This is a genomic window from Rhodococcus sp. 05-339-2, from assembly GCF_002258965.1.
Taxonomy (GTDB): Bacteria; Actinomycetota; Actinomycetes; order Mycobacteriales; family Mycobacteriaceae; genus Rhodococcoides.
On record NZ_NOYW01000016.1, the window covers coordinates 469235 to 489183 of the forward strand.

Annotated in this window: 16 protein-coding genes and 2 tRNA genes; 5 read left to right on the plus strand and 13 right to left on the minus strand. The window is 65.2% G+C overall.

Annotated elements, in window-relative coordinates:
• Together CH273_RS15890 and pknB are read left to right on the plus strand one after the other, a co-directional pair.
• Positions 1-1368: a serine/threonine-protein kinase gene (locus tag CH273_RS15890; RefSeq protein WP_032397001.1), complete on the plus strand. Its 1368-nt coding sequence runs from the start codon at positions 1-3 to the stop codon at positions 1366-1368.
• On the plus strand, positions 1365-3302 hold the full coding sequence (gene pknB, locus CH273_RS15895; RefSeq protein ID WP_032397000.1) for a Stk1 family PASTA domain-containing Ser/Thr kinase: 1938 nt from the start codon (positions 1365-1367) through the stop codon (positions 3300-3302). The genes CH273_RS15890 and pknB overlap by 4 nt, the downstream gene beginning before the upstream one ends.
• Positions 3303-3318: 16 nt before the next feature.
• On the opposite strand, the gene CH273_RS15900 is transcribed toward pknB, so the two are convergent.
• Positions 3319-3960, minus strand: a complete 642-nt coding sequence (locus tag CH273_RS15900) for an aminodeoxychorismate/anthranilate synthase component II (protein ID WP_032396999.1) — start codon at positions 3958-3960, stop codon at positions 3319-3321.
• A gap of 13 nt (positions 3961-3973) precedes the next feature.
• The gene (locus CH273_RS15905) at positions 3974-4720 is read right to left on the minus strand and encodes a DUF881 domain-containing protein (RefSeq protein WP_032396998.1); all 747 of its coding nucleotides are present in this window, start codon (positions 4718-4720) and stop codon (positions 3974-3976) included.
• A 203-nt stretch (positions 4721-4923) separates the two neighbouring features.
• Here CH273_RS15905 and crgA point away from each other — a divergent pair, with 203 nt between their 5' ends.
• Both crgA and CH273_RS15915 read left to right on the plus strand, forming a co-directional pair.
• A complete protein-coding gene (crgA, locus tag CH273_RS15910; protein WP_032396997.1) occupies positions 4924-5187 on the plus strand; it encodes a cell division protein CrgA in 264 nt (87 codons plus the stop codon).
• Between the two features lie 36 nt (positions 5188-5223).
• Positions 5224-5709, plus strand: coding sequence for a PH domain-containing protein (locus CH273_RS15915; RefSeq protein WP_052049962.1), 486 nt, complete (start codon positions 5224-5226; stop codon positions 5707-5709).
• A gap of 77 nt (positions 5710-5786) precedes the next feature.
• On the opposite strand, the gene CH273_RS15920 is transcribed toward CH273_RS15915, so the two are convergent.
• Together CH273_RS15920 and CH273_RS15925 are read right to left on the minus strand one after the other, a co-directional pair.
• The gene (locus CH273_RS15920; RefSeq protein ID WP_032396995.1) at positions 5787-6716 is read right to left on the minus strand and encodes a rhomboid family intramembrane serine protease; all 930 of its coding nucleotides are present in this window, start codon (positions 6714-6716) and stop codon (positions 5787-5789) included.
• A gap of 24 nt (positions 6717-6740) precedes the next feature.
• Complete coding sequence (locus CH273_RS15925; protein ID WP_094638022.1) at positions 6741-7277, minus strand: peptidylprolyl isomerase; 537 nt, start codon at positions 7275-7277, stop codon at positions 6741-6743.
• A gap of 94 nt (positions 7278-7371) precedes the next feature.
• Between CH273_RS15925 and CH273_RS15930 the strand changes: the two genes are divergently transcribed.
• A complete protein-coding gene (locus tag CH273_RS15930; protein ID WP_143546245.1) occupies positions 7372-7752 on the plus strand; it encodes a hypothetical protein in 381 nt (126 codons plus the stop codon).
• Here CH273_RS15930 and CH273_RS15935 read toward each other — a convergent pair.
• From CH273_RS15935 to CH273_RS15975, 9 genes are all read right to left on the minus strand, one after another.
• Complete coding sequence (locus CH273_RS15935) at positions 7747-9378, minus strand: alpha/beta hydrolase (RefSeq protein WP_052049961.1); 1632 nt, start codon at positions 9376-9378, stop codon at positions 7747-7749. The two genes, CH273_RS15930 and CH273_RS15935, sit on opposite strands and share 6 nt — an antisense overlap.
• 119 nt (positions 9379-9497) lie before the next feature.
• On the minus strand, positions 9498-10496 hold the full coding sequence (locus CH273_RS15940; RefSeq protein ID WP_230596956.1) for a GGDEF domain-containing protein: 999 nt from the start codon (positions 10494-10496) through the stop codon (positions 9498-9500).
• Between the two features lie 205 nt (positions 10497-10701).
• Positions 10702-11652 (minus strand): acyl-ACP desaturase, encoded by a 951-nt coding sequence (locus CH273_RS15945; RefSeq protein ID WP_032396993.1) that lies wholly within the window; start codon positions 11650-11652, stop codon positions 10702-10704.
• A gap of 408 nt (positions 11653-12060) precedes the next feature.
• Positions 12061-12133: transfer RNA gene (locus CH273_RS15950), tRNA-Ala, on the minus strand.
• 190 nt (positions 12134-12323) lie between these two features.
• Positions 12324-12397: transfer RNA gene (locus CH273_RS15955), tRNA-Ile, on the minus strand.
• Between the two features lie 109 nt (positions 12398-12506).
• The gene (locus tag CH273_RS27735) at positions 12507-13916 is read right to left on the minus strand and encodes a DUF3566 domain-containing protein (protein WP_230596954.1); all 1410 of its coding nucleotides are present in this window, start codon (positions 13914-13916) and stop codon (positions 12507-12509) included.
• Positions 13917-16460 carry a DNA gyrase subunit A gene (gene gyrA / locus CH273_RS15965; protein WP_032396992.1) on the minus strand — a complete coding sequence of 848 codons (2544 nt, stop codon included), beginning with the start codon at positions 16458-16460 and terminating at the stop codon, positions 13917-13919.
• A gap of 68 nt (positions 16461-16528) precedes the next feature.
• A complete protein-coding gene (gene gyrB, locus CH273_RS15970; protein ID WP_032396991.1) occupies positions 16529-18571 on the minus strand; it encodes a DNA topoisomerase (ATP-hydrolyzing) subunit B in 2043 nt (680 codons plus the stop codon).
• A 257-nt stretch (positions 18572-18828) separates the two neighbouring features.
• On the minus strand, positions 18829-19926 hold the full coding sequence (locus CH273_RS15975) for a PDR/VanB family oxidoreductase (RefSeq protein WP_052050059.1): 1098 nt from the start codon (positions 19924-19926) through the stop codon (positions 18829-18831).
• Positions 19927-19949 lie beyond the last annotated feature (23 nt).

Below are 19949 nucleotides of genomic sequence, written 5' to 3' on the forward strand. Positions count from 1 at the left end.
GTGCCATTGAGCAACGGGGCTGTCATCGCCCAGCGCTACCGACTGCTGCGCCTGATCGCCACCGGCGGTATGGGTCAGGTGTGGGAGGCGATGGACAATCGCCTGGATCGCCGCGTGGCGGTCAAGGTACTCAAGGCGGAGTTCTCCGAGGACCCGGAATTCCTGCAGCGCTTCAGGTTCGAGGCGCGCACCACCGCACAGCTGAACTACCCCGGAATCGCCGGGGTCTACGACTACGGCGAGACCCGCGACGGCGCGGGCGAATCGCTGGCCTACCTGGTGATGGAACTGGTCAACGGTGAGCCGCTGAACGCGGTGTTGGGCCGGATGTCCCGGTTGCCGCTCGGCCATGCCCTCGACATGCTCGAACAGACCGGCCGCTCCCTGCAGATCGCGCACACCGCAGGCGTCGTCCACCGCGACGTCAAGCCGGGCAACATCCTGATCACCCCCACCGGGCAGGTCAAGATCACCGACTTCGGTATCGCGAAAGCGGTCGACGCGTCGCCGGTCACCAAGACCGGAATGGTCATGGGCACGGCGCAGTACATCGCCCCCGAACAGGCACTCGGCGAAGAGGCCACCTCGGCTTCCGACGTCTACTCGCTCGGAGTCGTCGGATACGAAGTACTCGCGGGCACGCGGCCGTTCGTGGGCGACGGCGCCCTGACCGTGGCCATGAAGCACGTCCGCGAAACGCCGGCACCCATGCCGCTCGACCTGCCCCCTGCCGTACGCGAACTCATCGAGATCACGATGGTCAAGGACCCCGCCGCGCGCTACGCCAACGGTGGCGAGTTCGCCGACGCCGTCGCCGCGGTCCGTGCAGGCCGTCGCCCGCCCGCACCCGGAAACTCCCGCGGTACGGGCACCGGCCGGGTCATGATGCCGGGCGTCGTACCGAGCCCTGCGGCACCGCCGTCGAGCACCCAGATGATGCCGACATCGCAGCGCGAGTACCGCGGACCGGTCACCGGAACGGCAGCCGCCGCAGTCCCCGAGTCCACCGGAATGTCGTCGGCGCAGAAGGCCCTGGCCTGGGGCGGCGCCGGACTGCTGCTGCTGGCCATCCTCATCGGCGGTTACGTGCTGTTGACCGGGGGCAGGGACGACACGCCGACTCCGTTCGTGCCGCCGACCACCACGACCACGCAGCCGACCACCACCACGACCACAACCACCGAACCCACGACGACCACGGAAGAAACCACCACCGAAGAAACCACGACGACCACGACGACGACCACAACCGAGGCGCCGACGACCACCGAGGAAACCACCACGACTACGGCCGAGCCGACGCAGACGACGACGAGACGGCCGCTGATCGAGATTCCATTCCAGCAAGATCCTCGAGGACAACAATGACGACTCCCCGTACGCTGTCCTCTCGCTACGAGCTGGGCGAGATACTCGGTTTCGGCGGCATGTCCGAGGTTCATCTGGCACGTGACACTCGGCTTGATCGCGACGTCGCCATCAAGGTCCTGCGCGCCGATCTCGCTCGCGACCCCACGTTCTACCTGCGCTTCCGACGCGAAGCCCAGAACGCGGCCGCCCTGAACCACCCCGCCATCGTCGCCGTGTACGACACCGGCGAGGCCGAGACCGAGGCCGGACCGCTCCCGTTCATCGTCATGGAGTACGTCGACGGCGACACCCTGCGCGACATCGTGCGCGCCGAGGGACCCATGGCGCCGCGTCGGGCCATGGAGGTCATCGCCGACGTCTGTGCTGCACTCGATTTCAGCCACCGCAACGGAATCGTGCACCGCGACGTCAAACCCGCGAACATCATGATCAACAACGCGGGCGCCGTGAAGGTGATGGATTTCGGCATCGCGCGTGCCATCGCCGATTCGTCGTCGCCGATGACCCAGACCGCCGCCGTCATCGGGACCGCTCAATATCTCTCACCCGAGCAGGCCCGCGGCGAACAGGTCGACGCTCGATCGGACGTCTACTCGCTCGGATGTGTGCTGTTCGAGATCCTCACCGGCGAACCGCCGTTCAAGGGTGATTCACCGGTCGCCGTCGCCTACCAGCACGTGCGCGAGGATCCTCAGCTGCCGTCGTTGGTCAACGACACCGTGCCGCGCGAACTCGACTCGATCATCCTCAAGGCGATGGCCAAGAACCCCGCCAACCGCTACCAGAGCGCCGCCGAGATGCGTACCGACCTGGTCCGTGTCCTCGGAGGTCAACGCCCGAGCGCCCCGATGGTCATGAACGACGAGGACCGCACCACGATCCTCGGATCGGTCGACTCCCGGCAGGCAGACTTCTCCGGCGCGGACAAACCGGCCGCAGCCGCCGCACCCCGTGCGTCGAGGCACGCCGAACGCGAGGACGAACCCAGGAGCCGTCGCGGACTCAAGATCGCCCTCGTTTCCGCGGCGTCGATCATCGTCGTCGCGATCGTCGGAGCATTCCTGTGGTCCCTCGGTCCCGGAGCGGAGCCCACGTCCGTCACCGTGCCGTCCGTCGCCGGACTCGTCGCGGACGAGGCCCAGCGGGAACTCGAGAACGTCGGACTACGCGTCACCGTGCAGGAGAGGCCGGATGCGTCGGTCCCCGAGGGTTCGGCGATAGGCACCAACCCGGCCGCAGGGTCACAGACCGAATCACCGGGAGACATTCAGCTCGACGTCTCCTCGGGCCCGCAGCAGGTGCAGGTGCCGCGGCTGACCGGACGAACGCAACAGGAGGCGGCAGACGCCTTGAACGAGGTGGGCCTCGAACTCGATCCCACCGTCGCCCGTGCGCCGTCGACGCCGGAGAACCTCGACAAGGTCATCGAGCAGAACCCGTCCTCGGGCGTGAGCATGAACGCCGACTCGCAGGTTCGCATCACGCTCGGTTCGGGGCCTGCGCAGGTCCGGATGCCCAACGTCGTCGGCCAGCTCGTCGACGTCGCGCAGCCGAACGTCGAGGGTGCCGGGCTCCGTGTCCAGATACAGAACATCGACTCGAGTCAGCCGGTGGGACAGGTCGTCTCGACGGACCCGACCGGTGGTGCCAACGTCGCCGAGAACACCGTCGTGACGTTGCGGGTCTCCAACGGAGACAAGATCCCGATGCCGGACCTGTCCGGCCTCACCGAGGCTCAGGCCCTGACAGCGCTGGAATCGGCAGGGTGGACCGGAACTGCATCGAACCTGTCGACGTCGAGGCAGTCGACACTCGACCCACTGATGGTCGGGCGAATCGTCAACCAGACGCAGCCGGCAGGCTCGGAGATCAGCAAGACCGACACCATCACCGTGAGCATCGGGGCGTTGGGAATCCCCAGCGGCAACTAGCCGCGTCGAGGCCGGCTCAGGCGAACGCCTCGGCGACCTGGGCTTCGAGCTTGGAAACCAGGCCCTGGTCGGTGGGCATCCCGCAGACGGTCAGCCAGTTCGCCAGCATGCGGTGGCCGCCCTCGGTGAGGATGGACTCCGGATGGAACTGGACGCCGTGAATCGGTAGTTCGGTGTGCCTCATGGCCATCACCAGACCGGATTCGGTGCGCCCGATGATCTCGAGTTCGGCCGGGATCGTGTCCTCCCGGACGGTCAGCGAGTGGTAGCGAGTGGCCGTGAACGGCTCGTTCATCCCCTCGAGAACTCCGACGCCCGAATGGTGCACCAGGCTGGTCTTACCGTGCAGCAGTTCCGGAGCCTTCTCCACCGTCGCACCGAAGGCTGCACCGATCGCCTGATGGCCCAGACAGACCCCGAGCAGGGGCGTCTTCGCGCGAGCGCTGGCCGAGACGAGATCCATCGTGGCACCCGCGCGCTGCGGCGTGCCCGGCCCCGGGCTGAGCAGAATGCCGTCGAACCGGCCAGCAACGGCGTCACGGTCGGTGAGGCGCTCGTCGTCGTTGCGCCAGACCTCGACATCGGCATTCAACTGGCCCAGGTACTGGACGAGGTTGAAGACGAAGCTGTCGTAGTTGTCGACGACGAGAATACGCATGTGGACAGCGTACTCAGCGAGGCTGTGCGTACCGCATGCGCACCGATTCGGAATACGCGGGCACCGAGAGGTCCTCGGACGCTGCGACGTCGTAACGGAGGCCGTACCGCAGCGCGTACTGCTCGTACAACCGCACACCCGGCTCGTTCTTCAAGGCCGCGCGCAACCGATCCGAATCCCCGATCGCCGTCATCACGTACGGCGGACTGTACGTCCGCCCGCCGAGCAGAAGGGTGTTCCCGATGCACCGCGGAGCCGACGAGGCCACCAGGCGTTGATCCTGCATCGCGATCGCCGACGCGCCGCCGGCCCACAACGCGTTCAGCACGCTCTGGACATCGACCTGATGAACCACCAGATCGTCGACGGACGCGTCGGACGCATACGAGCCGTCCGGTCCACGGGGAGCGTCGGCCATCGTGACGGTCACACCCCCGCCGGACGCGGGCTCGCGTCCCGCCGCGTCGGCCAGGGAATCGATACGCACCAACGCATCGGCAACCTCGGTGTCCCCCGTCGCAGTGCGTTGCTGGATGGACTCGACCTGCTGCTCGAGCGCGTCCCGGCTCCGCTGGGCATCGTCACTGCTGAGTCGGGCCGCATCGACCAGATCTGCGAGCCGAGTGGTGTCGCCGCCGCGCAGCTCGGAGCCGTCCGAGACATGCCTGGTGGTGCCGAGCAGCAGACCCACGACAGCGCACACCACAACGGCGAGCACCCACCAGCGCGTGTCGGCGGGGGCAGTCGATCGTCGTCTCACGGGTGCTCGCAATTTGTCCGGTGGGTCGGTGCTGGGCTCACCTGCGTTAGCGTGTACAGCAACCGGTTCGGTGACCGTCACGGTCCTTGAGGTGACAATAGCCTGGGGATGCGCGGCACCCGCCGATCCACAGGTTCCGACCGTAAGTTGTCCACAGGTACGGCCGCAGTGCCACCGGCCGTCACGAACACGAAGAGGAAGCAATGCCGAAGTCGAAGGTACGGAAGAAGAACGACTACACGATCAACCCGGCGAACCGTACGCCGGTCAAGGTCAACGCCGGGCCGTCACCGGTCTGGTACGTGGTGCTGATGCTGGGATTCATGCTGGTAGGGCTGCTGTGGCTGATCGTCTACTACCTGGCTTCCGAGGACATCGCCTTCATCGGGAACCTCGGCGCCTACAACTTCCTGATCGGCTTCGGGTTCATGGTCGTCGGACTCGTGATGACCATGCGGTGGCGCTGAGAGCCGACCGAGTTACATCGATGTCATTCATCCCCAATGTGGATAAACCCTGTGGATAACTCTTCGAGCGATCCACAGGGTGTGTACGAACAGCAGTGGGCGACGCCCCTCGTCGCCGTCGCAGCCCTGGTCGTGGGCGGAATTGCGCTCGGAATCGGAGCCGCACTCTCATCCACCGACGCAGCCGGAACATTCCTCGTCGGGCTCGCCGCCGTCGGAATGTGGATCATCGCCGCACTCGCCGCCGCACAACGCCCCCGACTGGCCATCACCCACGACGGATCACTGGTGATGAAACGCCTCGGCGGCAGACACACGTACACCCGCAATGACATCGTCCGCGTCAAAATCGTGAAATACCCACGACTGGGCCGACGCGTCCCGATGCTCGAACTCGACGTCCGCCCACCCGGCGAAGACGACGACCGACTCATCATCTTCGGCAGATGGGACCTCGGAACCGACCCCCGAGATGTGTTCGACGCACTCGAAATACATGGTCTGGTGCCCCGCAACTCCTGACCGCCCGGCCCCCAGGGGTCACTCGATGTGACATTCAGTGGCCTTTTAGGGGGTCGATGTCACATCGAGTGGACTGGCTAGAGGCCCATATGGGCGCGCAGGTCGAGTACACGGATGGCGATGATGCCCAGTGACACCAGACCGACGGCGATGACCGAGAGCCAGGCCATGGACACGCCGGCCATGGTTCGTTGTCGACCCGTGTCCGGGGTTCGTCGGGAGAGGAACACCAGACCGGCGGTTGCGGCGGCTCCGGCGACGAGTCCGCCCATGTGTCCCCACAGCGAGATGCTGGGGATCGAGATGCTGATGAAGATGTTCACTGCGATGACGATGAGGATGGGTGCCGGGCTTCGCTTGAGCCGCAGCAGGATGACGGCCTGCGCGCCGAGGAGGCCGAAGACGGCACCGGACGCGCCGACGGTGAGCGCCAGTGGGTTCTCCAGCAGCATCACCGACGCGCTTCCGCCGAGGAGCGAGAGGAAGTAGACGACCAGATAGCGGGTTCGGCCGAGCACGAGTTCGACGTCGCGACCGATGATGTACAGCGCGAACATGTTCACGAGCAGGTGGATCGGCCCGTAGTGGACGAAGCCGCTGCCGACCAACCGGAACACATCGCCGTTCGAGACGAGCAGGCTGTTGAGAGCCCAGCTGCGCGCGAGCGCGGATCCGGAGGTGTTGTTCATCGGATCGCCGGACTGTGCCACGGTGATGCCGTAGACGATCACGTTGACGGCGATGAGGGCGTACGTCAGGGGGGTTTTGGCCGATCGTGCCATGGGTGCACCGGCGACGGTCTGCGCAGTGCGGATGTTCTTGTTGCCCTCGCGCACGCAATCGACGCAGTGCTGTCCGACGGCGGCGGCCTGCAGACACTGCGGACATGCCGGCCGGCCGCAGCGCGAACAGGCCAGGCCGGTGGGGCGATCGGGATGTCGGACGCACACCGACTGGGGTGGGTTGGGCTGGTCGCCGTAGGCGCCACCCCAGCCGGGGTTCGTCATCTTGTCGAGAGTCCTTCGGTCAGATCAAGAGATGGTGACGTTGTTGATGACGACCTCGTCCACCGGGCGATCTCCGCGGCCGACCGGCGTGCTCGAGATCGCGTTGACGACCTTCTTCGACGCCTCTTCGGTGACCTCACCGAAGATCGAGTGCTTGCGGTTGAGGTGCGGGGTCTTGCCGGTGGTGATGAAGAACTGCGAGCCGTTGGTGCCGGGGCCGGCGTTCGCCATGGCCAGCAGGTACGGGCGATCGAAGGAGAGCTCCGGGTGGAACTCGTCCTCGAACTTGTAGCCCGGTCCGCCTGCACCGGTGCCGGTCGGGTCGCCGCCCTGGATCATGAAGCCGTCGATGACGCGGTGGAAGACCGCGCCGTCGTAGAACGGTCCGGTCTTGGCACCCGATGCGTTCTGCGTCGTGTACTCCTTGGATCCGTCCGCGAGACCGACGAAGTTCGCGACGGTCTTGGGGGCGTGATTGCCGAACAGTTCGATGACGATATCGCCGCGGTTGGTGTGCAGCGTGGCCGTTTGGGTCTTGTTTGGTGAAGTCACGCCCTCCATCGTGCCATCTCGGGTGATCGGGCAGTTCACAACGGGCATCGAGTCGGGTGTATCGGGAGGGTTCAGCGGGGGCGTGTTGTGGAACAGTGAGGGTATGACGAGCACAACGAAGCCCGACCAGGGTCGGTCGACCACCGGTACCGCAGCGTCCGCGCTGCTCGGAGCCGCATCTGCCGCAAGCAAGGGTCCGGCCGGAGTGGGCCTGCTGTTGGCCAGACAGGGTTACGGGCTGGCACGCAAGCAGGCTGCGCAGCGGCGAGCGGTGACCGCGGAACGTATTGTCGAAGCGAATCGCACCCCAGCGCTGGTCACGGTCGACGCCGGATCGCGTCGGACCCGCCGAATCCTGGTGTTCGGTGCTGCTGCTGCCGTCGTCGGAGGTGTCGTGTTCTTCCTCGGTCGCCGTCGCAACGAGGTGCCCCCGCCTGCCGACGTTCCGCCGAGTCTGGCCGACTACGACGACACGCCGTCATAGGTACAGAGCTTTCTGCAGCAGGTCGAGCAGACCCGGCCTCGTTCTGATCACGGCCTCAGCGCCGCGGTCGGCGACGACCAGTGCCGTGTTGTGGCCGCTGGTGGTGCCCTCGGTGAGATAGTCGCTGTGCCCGCTCGAGCCGCCGGTCCCGTCGGACGGCTCGGTGGACAGCAGTGTGACTCCGTCGAGTGCGCCCGGATCGCGGCCGAACGCGGCGAGATCGGCGACGATATCGCCCTGGGCCTCCGCTGCGAAGGCGTGTCCGACGGGAAGCTGAAGGTCTGCGAGGCTGTGGGTGCCGAGCCCCGGTGACCCGAGAGCTACGAACTCGTCGACTCCCGTGTCACCTCGGAGCGCGGATGCTGCCGTGAGGGATCCGTAGGAGTGGGCCAACACCGACAGATGCGGATCGCTCGCACGCGCGGCGTCGAGGCCGTTCAGAAACGGAACCAGTCGATCGGCTCCCGCCTGCGCAGCCGCACCCGAGACCACGGTCCGATTCGGATCGAGCAAGCTCCACCCCACCTGAGGGGCTTGGTAGTCCAGCCAGGTCACGGCAGCCGCAGATTGCGGTGCGTCTTGCGAAACAAGTTGCTGCACAGTGCTTTCGAGGTCCTCCATGTCGCCGTCGTAGCGGAGAAGATGACCGTGCACCGTCGAGCCGAGACCGGGCACGAAGACGGCGACATGGGTTGCGGTGTCGACATCGCCGACCGCCACGGCCGCCATCGTCTCCTCGTACGAGGAATTGTCGAGGACAAGAAGCTGTCGAGCTCCTTGCGCCAGCGTCGCGTCGATCGCATCGAGTGATGCCAGCCGTGTGCGAGTCTGCTCGAGTCCGGCATCGGCGTCACTGAAGATTCCGCCGAACACGTTGTCGTCCAACTCTTTCTGCAGTTCGGCCTCGACGGCGCGGAGGCGGATACGCTCGGCGGCCAACACTCGGCGGTTGGCGCTGTCCCGTACCCGTCCAGGCAGGCCGTCGAGATTGCCGATCAGCGCGGGCTGTTCGACGAGCAACCTGGTCCGTGCCGCAGGCGAGAGCGCGCTCCAGAAGGCAGCATTGGCCGCCGGTGACCCGTCGCGCGGCACCGAAGCCGCAACTGCCGTCGCGACCGAGGCTACGGACGTTTCCCCGGCGAGGCGTCGGGCAAGGAAGTCGTCGAAGTCCGTGGCCGTACGAATCAGCTGCGCGATTCGCTCGGCGAGCTCGTCACGGCACCGCCGCCGCTCTCGCATCGTCGACCACAGATCCACGAGCGCAACCGAATACGACGCTGCAGCGTCGGACACCGAGCCATCGGATTCGACCGCGAATCGCTCGTCCGCCGCTCTCTGCTCCACCGAGCGGAGGGCAGCGACCAGACTCTGCATGTCGATCGAGGCATCCGCGGTACAGGTCGCGATCCGAAGCAACTCGGCCGCGATGTCTGCCAGATCGGATCGGATGCGGCTCATCGCCTCACGCGCCGCCTCGGCCGCAGGACCGTCCCAGCCTGTGCCCATGGCCGCGACCGCTGCCGAATCGTGCACGGCAGTCACTTCACGCCAGCGCCGCATCAGGGCTTCGGACGCGGCTGCCAGCACTCGGCTGTCCCATGTTCTGAACTCGTCGAGAGTGACCATCGCGTATCCCCCGCAGCATCGTCGTTGTCGACGAGTCAACGCGAGAAGTGCACCGCGCGGGAAAATCTATCCCCAGCCTGTGGATGAAATCTGGGGATCAACGCTGCATCGACGGAGTGCTATTGCGCGATCCTGCGAATCGGTCCGCTGTACCCGGCGTCGGGATCGGACGGCCGACTCGTCCTCGGCGGCCGGCTTCGCTTCGCCCGGTACAGATCGGCGTCGGCTGCCCGATAGATCTCACCCCAGCGGCGACCCGCGGGCATGCAGGCCAATCCGACGCTCCACTCCGCACGATGAGCGCGGCGCAGTCGCTCGATGATCTGCCAGGCCTCCGTTTCGAGAACCCCCGGCATGAACAGCACGAACTCGTCTCCGCCGAGCCGACCGAGAACATCACGTCGGGTCAACTGCCCCTTCCAAGCCTTCGAGACCCGGGCGAGCAGGACGTCACCGGCAATGTGGCCGTACTCGTCGTTGATCTCCTTGAAATTGTCCAGGTCGAGCACGGCGAGGCTGACCGACAATCCGCGAGCGGCACATGCCGGCAACATCTTCTCGATCTTGGACTCGAACCCGAATCTGTTGAGCAGGCCGGTCAGAGCGTCGTGCGTCGCGGAATAGCGCATTCGACGCGCGAAGACACCGAACACCTCCGTGGCACCGACGATGCCGAGCGCCACGAGGATGTAACTGATGAACGGCGTGCCGTACGGCGCGATCGCCGCTCCGATGACCGCCGAAACAGCAAGCACTGCAACCCAAATGCCTGCACTGCGTTCGGACCAGAACGCACCGATGTGCATGCCGAGGAACATGGCCGCCTGGACGCAGATCAAGAACGCCGGCATGGTGTCGCTGCTCCCCAGCGCACAGGCGAGTGCCATCACCGACAATGCGGTCGCCAATCCCACCGCCTGCTTGGGGCTCGGCACACCCGCCCTTGCCAGCACCACGATCGCCGTCGGACCGAGTATCAGAGCCAAGGCGGCCAGAACCTGCTGCGCACCGGTCAGATTCGACCACGACGCTATCGCGCTGGCGGCGTACAGAACCGTGGTGACCGCCGCGAACACGGCGAGCATGCGTCCGGATTCGTCGAACCTGGGCCTGCTCACCAGTCGATTCCAACCGTGCAAGACCATGATTCGGCCGACTGGAGGCAGCATTCACCGAAAGAAACACCACCACTCACCCGATACCCCCCAGGCACCATCGGCCCTCCCCACGCACTACGGCCATCGCCTCACATGACCCAACGATGCCCGGACTCTAACACCTCCGAGACGTGATCACGACTCTGGCCGGCTAAGACGTAGCAGGTCAGGACGCCTTCTCGGCGCGTGCCGCCTCCCTGGCAAGAAGTCGATCGCGAGACTCCTCGAACTTGGTCGCCTTGACTGCCAGGTCTTCGACGAAGGCTGCCAGCCGATCACGATCCCGCTCGCCCTCACCCGTGAAATCGTTGCGGTCGAAGATCTTCCACTTGCGCAAGACAGGCATCAACACCTCGTCCAGATGCTGCCGCAGATCGTAGATCCCGTGCTTGGCCAAGGTCATCGCATTCTTGCGGAAATTGGGCATGTTCAGACCGGGCATCTGGAAGTCGGTCGCGACATCGGTGATGGCGCGGACCATCTGATCGGGCACCAGATCCAGCGACGCCTCACCGAGGTTCCGATAGAAGATCATGTGCAGGTTCTCGTCCGCGGCAACACGAGCCAACATTCGATCCGCCACCGGATCTCCGCACGCCAGACCCGTGTTGCGGTGCGACACCCGCGTCGCCAACTCCTGAAACGTCACATACGCCACCGAATGGAGAAAATTCGCGCCATCCATAGGCGCATCGACGCCCACCGTCATGTGATGCATTCGAGCCCGCTCCAGCTCCACCGGGTCGACCGCTCGGGTCACGACCAGATAGTCGCGCATGACGATGCCGTGGCGATTCTCTTCCGCAGTCCAACGCCCCACCCACGTCCCCCAGGCACCGTCCAACGAGAAGTTGTCTGCCAACCCCCGGTGATACGACGGCAGATTGTCCTCGGTGAGCAAATTGGTGATCATCGCCGTGCGAGCCAGTTCCGACAACGACGACTGCTCCAGAGACCAGTCCTGCCCACCCATCGCCGCGAAGTTCCGACCCAGATCCCACGGAACGTAATCATGCGGATGCCATTCCTTCGCCATCGACAGATGGCGATTCAAATTGGCTTCCAGAGTGCCGTCGAGTTCCGTCAACAGCTCTTCATGATCGAGAACACGCGTCATCTGCGGGACTCCTTAGAGATTCGAGATGCCCGAACCGCCAACCGATTCGAGACAGTGGCGAACAGCGTCCACCGAGATCGGACGACGGCACACCCCCCTGCGGTGCGCCGTCGCGACCGTCCACATCGATCCGAGAACCGACGTGCTTTGCACAGCGACCACGCTAAGGATCGAAATACGGATACGACACAGAACCGGCGACTGTCTGGACATGTGGGCGCCGAAGCACAGACCGCCTTGGGTCCGATCACAACCGGGCCGCCGAATCCGCTTCGGACCTCTCGGCACTCGAGGGCACTCGATGTCACATTCAGTGGACTTTTGGGGGGTCGATGTCACATCGAGTGGACGTGGGGCCGGTGGAGAAACGAAAAAGGACGCCCACCGAAGTGGACGTCCTATTTCTTGTGGAGCCTAGGAGATTCGAACTCCTGACATCTGCCTTGCAAAGGCAGCGCTCTACCAACTGAGCTAAGGCCCCGGGTGTTGCCGGTAATCGTAGACGAACCTTACACGTCCACTCCGAGCGATTGTCACGCGGTGGGGATGCTGTGCCAGACGCCGTCTGCGCTGCGCTGCGAGCGCACCTTCGATAGTGTCAGCACTGCGATCACCGCCGATGCGACCAGAAGAAGGATTTTCACGTCCTGCCTCTTTTCGTTCGTTCGGTGTGGGCCTAGGAGGACTTGAACCTCCGACCTCTTCCTTATCAGGGAAGCGCTCTAACCGCCTGAGCTATAGGCCCTCATCACTGCTTCGGACCGAAGAAAACCTCTCCTCGAACCGAGGGATGAGATTACCGTATCGGGCCGCTGTCTTCCAAAACGGCCCGATACGGCTGTCGATGATGCAGGTCAGTCGCGGTCTGCCAATGTCACTTCGACGCCGCCGACCAGGTCCGACGACAGGTTGTAGATGAAGGCGCCGATGGTCGTCAGAGCGGTGAAGAGTACGACATTGATCACACCGATCACCGCCGCGTAGCCGAATACCTGCCCGGCGCTGACGAGTCCGCCGTCGCCGGATTCGTTGACAATCTCGGTGAACGCACTGTTGAGCCGTTCCCAGACGCCCATGCCGTCGAGCACTGCGTACAGCAGGCCGACCGACACCATCCACACGAAGAACAGCGACACTGCGATCACGAGGGCGATCTTGAGCGTCGACCACGGATCGATCTTGCGGATCTGGATGGTCGCCCGCAGGGGATCGCCGTCGGCACTGGGCACGGCCGTGATCGATGCAGGTGCCGCACGCTCGGACAGGGACGGCTCCGGGTGCCGCACCGCAGACAGATCCGGCATGTCCTTCGCCAGATCCTTGCGTTCGATGTGCCGTGTCGGTCCGTCGATGACCGCGGCCTTCGACCTGGCGGCTTCTCGCCGTTCGGTCTTGTCCTCGGTCGATTCGCGCTGGATCGGTTCGGCGGACGTGCGAGCCGATCGATCGAACTCACCGGTCGGAGGCAGTGCCGCACCGCGTCCGGAGAGGTTGGTCTGCGGCTGATTCTGCGGCTGCTGCCGATCGTCGGTTCCCGGCGATGCGGGACGCTGACCGCGCTGCCAGGGCGGGGTTCCCGACCCACCTTGCGGACCGTCGTTCTGCTGGGCCGGCATCGCCTGAGTTGCTGCCGGACCGGCCTGGTCCTGACCCCGAGCGGCTTCCGGCGCGCGTGACGCCTCGCCGGTGGCCGTCGAGTCGGCGGAGACCTCCGGAGTGCGCACGGTCTCGCCGGGTGCCGATCGCTGTGGAGTCGAGGGCTGTGGAGCCTGCTGTCGTGGAGGTTGACCGCCCGGTGCCTGCCGCTGTGGCGGCTGGCCGTTCTGCGGCGGACCAGCGTTGGGTCGACCGGCCGGTTGCTGACCGGGTCCGGGCGGACGGCCGGGAGCCTGGGGCGGCTGGGCCTGCGCCGGACCGGCAGGAGCCTGTCCCTGCCGAGGCGCACCCTGCTCGGTGGCCCCCGAAGGAGCCTGAGGCGGCGGTCCCTGAGGTGCAGGCGGCCGCTGCGGCGGGGGTCCCTGAGCCGGACGTGCCGGACCGTTCGGAGCACCCGGTGCGGGTCGCATCGGCGGGCGTGCACCCCCCTGCGGGGCCGGACCACGGCCTGCGGCGGGCGCGGGACGAGTGGCCGGCTGCGGGCGGTTGCCCGGGCGAGCTCCCTCGGGCGGCGCGGGACGCGCGGGCTGCTCGGCCCGCGCGGCATCCCGGCTGTCCGGTCCACCGCTGGGGCCGGGCCTGCTACCAGGCCGGTTGGGAGTGCTCACTTACGACTCCTTCGCTGCATCGTCTTCGGTGCCCAGAGAATCCGGTTCGATCTCGTCGGCGTTGCGCGCGATCGCGAGCAGTGTGTCGCCTTCACCGAGATTCATCAACCGCACGCCCTTGGTCTGTCGGCCGGCCTTCCGAACCTGCTTGGCAGCGGTCCGGATCACGCCACCACTGGACGTGATGGCGTACAGCTCGTCCTCGTCGTCGACGATGAGAGCTCCCACCAGCGTGCCACGCTTCGGGTCGTACTGGATTGTCAGCACTCCCTTTCCGCCGCGGCCCTGCTGGGGGTAGTCCTCCATCGCGGTGCGCTTGGAGTATCCACCCGAGGTCGCGACCAGCAGGAACTTGTTCTCGCTGACGACGTTGAGCGAGAGCAACGCGTCCTCGCCGTTGAAGCGCATGCCCTGCACGCCCGAGGTGGCGCGGCCCATCGGGCGCAACACCTCGTCGGTGGCAGAGAACCGGATGGACTGTCCCTGCGCCGAGACCAGCAGCAGATCGTCGTCCGAGGACGCGAGAACGGCCCCGACCAACTCGTCCTCGCCGCGCAGGTTGACGGCCACGATGCCGCCGCTGCGGTTGGAGTCGAAGTCGGTCAGTCGCGACTTCTTGACCAGACCGCCCTTGGTGGCGAGCACCAGGTACGGCGCATCCTCGTAGGTCTTGATCTGGATGACCTGAGCGATGCGTTCGTCCGGCTGGAAGGCGAGCAGGTTCGCGACGTGCTGACCGCGAGCGGTCCGGTTGGCCTCGGGCAGTTCGTAGGCCTTGGCCCGGTAGACGCGCCCCTTGGTGGTGAAGAACAGGATCCAGTCGTGCGTCGAGCAGACGAAGAACTTGCTGACGATGTCGTCCTGCTTGAGCCCCGCTCCCATCACACCCTTGCCGCCGCGCTTCTGCGAGCGGTAGAGGTCGGTCTTGGTGCGCTTGGCGTAACCGGTCTCGGTGATCGTCACGACCACGTTCTCCCGGGCGATCAGATCCTCGTCGTTGACGTCCCCGTCGGCGGCGATGATGCGCGTGCGACGGTCGTCGCCGAACTTCTCGACGATCTCGGCGAGCTCGTCGCGCACGATCTGTCGCTGCCGCTCCGGCTTGGCCAGAATGTCCTGCAGGTCGGCAATGGTGCGTTCGAGTTCGGCCAGCTCGTCGATGATCTTCTGACGCTCGAGGGCTGCGAGGCGCCGCAGCTGCATGTCGAGGATGGCCTGGGCCTGAATGTCGTCGATGTCGAGCAGCGAGATCAGGCCCTGCCGCGCGTCGTCGACCGTCGGAGATGCCCGGATCAACGCGATGACCTCGTCGAGCGCATCCAGAGCCTTGACCAGGCCGCGCAGAATGTGGGCGCGCTCTTCTGCCTTGCGCAGGCGATACCGCGTACGTCGGACGATCACATCGAGTTGGTGAGTGACGTAGAAGCGGATCATCTGATCCAGGCGCAGCGTCCGCGGAACGCCGTCGACGATCGAGAGCATGTTCGCGCCGAAGCTCGTCTGCAGCTGCGAGTGCTTGTAGAGATTGTTGAGCACGACCTTCGCGACGGCGTCGCGCTTGATCGTGACGACGATGCGCATGCCGACACGGTCGGAGGACTCGTCGTCGATCTTGGAGATGCCCGAGAGCTTGCCGTCTCGGACCTGCTCGGCGATCGAGGTGATCAGGTTGTCCGGGTTGACCTGGTAGGGCAGCTCGGTGATGACGATCGTGGTGCGACCGTTGGAATCTTCTTCGATCTCGACGACGCCGCGCATGCGGATCGAGCCACGGCCGGTGGAGTACGCATCTTGGATGCCCTGGCCACCGACGATGAGGCCGTGGGTCGGGAAGTCGGGGCCCTTGACGCGTTCCATGCAGGCCGCGAGCGTCGCTTCTTCGTCGGCCTCGAAGTTGTCGAGGGCCCAGAACACCGCGTCGCCCAGTTCACGCAGGTTGTGTGGCGGAATGTTGGTGGCCATACCGACGGCGATGCCGTTGGAGCCGTTCATCAACAGGTTCGGCACGCGGGACGGAAGGACCGTCGGCTCTTGGGTTTTGCCGTCGTAGTTGGGGATGAAGTCGACGGTTTCCTCGTCGATGTCGCGCAACATCTCCATCGCGAGCGGAGTCAGCCGGGCCTCGGTGTAACGCATGGCTGCGGCGCCGTCGTTGCCGCGGGAGCCGAAGTTGCCCTGGCCGTCGACCAGCGGGTATCGCATCGACCACGGCTGGGCCAGACGCACCAGTGCGTCGTAGATCGAGGTGTCGCCGTGGGGGTGGTAGTTACCCATCGTCTCGGCAACGGGGCGTGCGGATTTGACGTAGCTGCGGTCGGGCCGGAAGCCGGAGTCGTACATCGCGTACAGCACGCGGCGGTGCACGGGCTTGAGTCCGTCACGCACCTCGGGCAGTGCGCGCCCGACGATGACGCTCATCGCGTAATCGATGTAGCTGCGCTGCATTTCCTGCTGGATGTCGACCGGATCGATCCGGTCGCCGCCCTCGGCGTTGGTGGTCGAACCCGGCGGGGGTCCTACCGGCGGTTCGGTGATGTCAGACATGCAAATCTCCTCGAGAAACGGTCACCGTCACGCACCGAGAGAACTCATCGGTGCGTGACGGGAAGTGACTAAACGTCAAGAAAGCGAACATCTTTCGCGTTGCGGGCGATGAAGCTGCGACGCGCGGACACGTCCTCGCCCATCAGCACGCTGAACAGCTCGTCGGCTGCCGCCGCGTCGTCCAGTGTCACCAGACGCAGGACGCGCACCGACGGATCCATGGTGGTCTCCCACAGTTCCTTGGCGTTCATCTCGCCGAGGCCTTTGTAGCGCTGGACGCCGTCCTCGACGTTGATCTTGCGCTTGTTGGCGATGCCGGCCTCGAGCAGACCGTCGCGCTCGCGGTCGGAGTAGGCGAAGTCGGGTTCACCCCGGCTCCACTTCAACTTGTACAGCGGCGGCATGGCCAGGTAGACGTGGCCGTGCTCGATCAACGGTCGCATGAAGCGGAACAGCAGCGTCATCAGCAGGGTCGAGATGTGCTGGCCGTCGACGTCGGCGTCGGCCATCAGCACGATCTTGTGATAGCGAAGCTTGGTTATGTCGAACTCGTCGTGGATGCCGGTGCCGAAGGCGGTGATGATCGACTGGACCTCGTTGTTCTTGAGGACGCGGTCGATGCGAGCCTTCTCGACGTTGATGATCTTTCCGCGCAGCGGCAGGATCGCCTGGAACATCGAATCTCGTCCCGATTTGGCCGAGCCGCCGGCGGAGTCGCCCTCCACGATGTAGATCTCGGACTTGCTCGGATCGTTCGAGCGGCAGTCGGCGAGCTTGCCCGGCAGGCCTCCGATGTCGGTTGCGCTCTTGCGGCGCACCAATTCTCGCGCCTTGCGTGCGGCCATCCGGGCCTGCGCGGAGGAGACCGCCTTGTTGATGATGGTCTTGGCGTCGGCAGGGTTCGATTCGAACCAGTGCGCCAGGTGCTCGTTGCATGCCTTCTGCACGAACGACCTGATCTCGGTGTTGCCGAGCTTGGTCTTGGTCTGTCCCTCGAACTGCGGCTCGCCGACCCGTACCGAGATGACTGCGGCCAGACCCTCACGGATGTCGTCGCCGGTGAGCTTGACGTCCTTCTCCTTGACGAGCTTCTTCTCGAGTGCGTACTTGTTCACCGTCGAGGTGAGCGCGGTTCGGAAGCCCTCTTCGTGGGTGCCGCCCTCGTGCGTGTTGATGGTGTTGGCGAAGGTGTGTACCGACTCGGAGTACCCGGCGTTCCACTGCATGGCGATCTCGACCTCGTGGCCCTCACCCTTACCGGTGAAGCCGACGACCGAATTGTGGATCGCGGTCTTGGTCCTGTTGATGTGCTTGACGAAGTCGACCAGGCCGTCCGGGTAGTGATAGGTCCGCTTGCGCACCTTGGCCGGCTTGGCGACGGCCGCGTCGGCCTGTTCTTCCTCGGCGGTCTTGGGTGCCTCGGCCGTCTCACCGAGTTCTTCCTCGGTGGCGTCGGTGGCTGCCACCCGCTCGTCGGTGAAGTTGATGGTCAGTCCCTTGTTCAGGAACGCCATCTCCTGCAGGCGACGATGTACGGTCTCGAAGCTGTAGTCGAGAGTCTCGAAGATCTTGCCGTCGGCCCAGAATCGTACGGTGGTGCCGGTCTCGTCGGTATCGCCGACGGTCTCGAGGGGGCTGGGCTTGGCGTAGTCGTAGGTCTGCTTGTAGCGATGACCGTCGCGCGCGATCTGCAGTTCCACCTTGGTGGAGAGTGCGTTCACCACCGAGATGCCGACGCCGTGCAGTCCACCGGAGACGGCATAGGAGTCGGAGTCGAACTTGCCGCCTGCGTGCAGCTGTGTCATGACGACCTCGACGGTGGGAACACCGGAGGCGTGCATGGCGACGGGAATTCCTCGACCGTCGTCCTTGACCTCGACGCTACCGTCCTCGTGGATGGTGACGTCGACGGTGGACGCATAGCCGGCCATGGCCTCGTCGACGGAGTTGTCGACGACCTCCCAGATCAGGTGATGCAGGCCTCGTTCACCGGTGGAACCGATGTACATACCGGGCCTCTTACGAACCGCTTCCAGGCCCTCGAGGACCGTGATGGACGAAGCGCCGTAATCCTTGCTGTTGTCGTTGGTACCTGACTTCTGGGCAGCCACGGTTAGCTGGTTCTCCTTCTACGCGTCCACTACCCCGCTCACACCCCGCAGGGTGCTACCGCAGGGATGGGCGCAGTCGGTTCCGGCCGCGCCCGAGTCCATGCGTTTTTTCCGGGCTTGATGTCGTACCGGTCCATAGTACTGGTTGCCTGCGACAGCATGGGCACGATGACACCCCTAAAAGGCCCCTGATTGCTTCACAGACGCATTTTTTCGATACCGGACGGCAAAGATGAAGGGTAAAACCGGCGATTCGGCTACAGATCGAGCACGATCCGTTCGCCCTCGGAACGCGACACGCAGATCAACATCTCACGCTGCTGCTCCTCGGCCGTGAGCCGATTCTCCCGATGCTGCGGTGTTCCGCTCAGTACTCGAACGCGACACGTCCCGCAGAAACCCTGCTGACAGGAGTACGCCACATCCGGGCGCAGCCGCCGAATGGCATGCAGCGCAGTCTCTTCCGGGCCGACCGTGACGATGTCACCGGAGTCGACGAGTTGGACCTCGAATTCGGCTCCGTTCTTCACCGGTGGCGGCGAGAACCGCTCGAAGTGCAGATGCGTTGCGGGCAAGGAGTCGAACGAAGCCCGAACCAGGTCGATCATCGGCGGCGGCCCGCACACGTAGACCGAACCACCCGGTGCCGCGGCACCGAGCAGATCCATGCTCGACGGCATGCCGTCCACATCGTCGGTCCGCACCGTGACACGATCGGCCTCCCAGCCGGCGATCTCGTCGAGGAACGGCATCGATTCGCGCGAACGGCCGCAGTAGACCAAGTGCCAGTCCATTCCCGTCCGGCGAGCGCGACGGACCATCGAGATGATCGCGGTGATACCGATTCCTCCCGCCACGAACAGTGCATGCTCGGACTGTACGAACGGAAAACCGTTGCGCGGCCCCCGAATCGAGACTTCGGTGCCGACCGGGAGATCGTGCATCTCGCGCGACCCGCCGCCGCCGTCGGGCACCAGGCGCACCGCGATGGAGTACGAGTCGGCATCCGGATCGCCACACAACGAGTACTGCCGACGGCGGCCGGACGGGAGATAGAAGTCCAGATGCATTCCCGGTGCCCACGCAGGCAACACCGCTCCGTCGCCCGCGGCGAACGTCAGTCGGACCACTTGCTCGTCCACGCAGAGCACTTCGCGTGAGACCAAGGTCAGTACGCGGGTCCGTACGACGGGCGGTGCCGCGAACGACGCGTCGTAGTCGTCACCGTCGAGCAGAGCGAACCATTTGTCGAGCGCGTCGGTCACCAGTGACACGGTCTGATCGGGCTCGTCGCGGCCGTACAGATTCTTCGGAATCGTGCGTCCCAGTCGGAACGAATCCACCTTCTGTGCCATTGCGCCGAGCTTGCTCCGCAACG

Bases quoted from the DNA above. Each gene is read 5' to 3' on its own strand.
- CH273_RS15900 (WP_032396999.1), bottom strand. From the start codon at position 3,960: ATGCGTATTCTCGTCGTCGACAACTACGACAGCTTCGTCTTCAACCTC.
- CH273_RS15915 (WP_052049962.1), top strand. From the start codon at position 5,224: ATGTGGATAAACCCTGTGGATAACTCTTCGAGCGATCCACAGGGTGTG.
- crgA (WP_032396997.1), top strand. From the start codon at position 4,924: ATGCCGAAGTCGAAGGTACGGAAGAAGAACGACTACACGATCAACCCG.
- gyrA (WP_032396992.1), bottom strand. From the start codon at position 16,460: ATGTCTGACATCACCGAACCGCCGGTAGGACCCCCGCCGGGTTCGACC.
- CH273_RS15935 (WP_052049961.1), bottom strand. From the start codon at position 9,378: ATGGTCACTCTCGACGAGTTCAGAACATGGGACAGCCGAGTGCTGGCA.
- CH273_RS15945 (WP_032396993.1), bottom strand. From the start codon at position 11,652: ATGACGCGTGTTCTCGATCATGAAGAGCTGTTGACGGAACTCGACGGC.
- CH273_RS15975 (WP_052050059.1), bottom strand. From the start codon at position 19,926: ATGGCACAGAAGGTGGATTCGTTCCGACTGGGACGCACGATTCCGAAG.
- pknB (WP_032397000.1), top strand. From the start codon at position 1,365: ATGACGACTCCCCGTACGCTGTCCTCTCGCTACGAGCTGGGCGAGATA.
- CH273_RS15925 (WP_094638022.1), bottom strand. From the start codon at position 7,277: ATGGAGGGCGTGACTTCACCAAACAAGACCCAAACGGCCACGCTGCAC.
- CH273_RS15930 (WP_143546245.1), top strand. From the start codon at position 7,372: ATGACGAGCACAACGAAGCCCGACCAGGGTCGGTCGACCACCGGTACC.
- CH273_RS15920 (WP_032396995.1), bottom strand. From the start codon at position 6,716: ATGACGAACCCCGGCTGGGGTGGCGCCTACGGCGACCAGCCCAACCCA.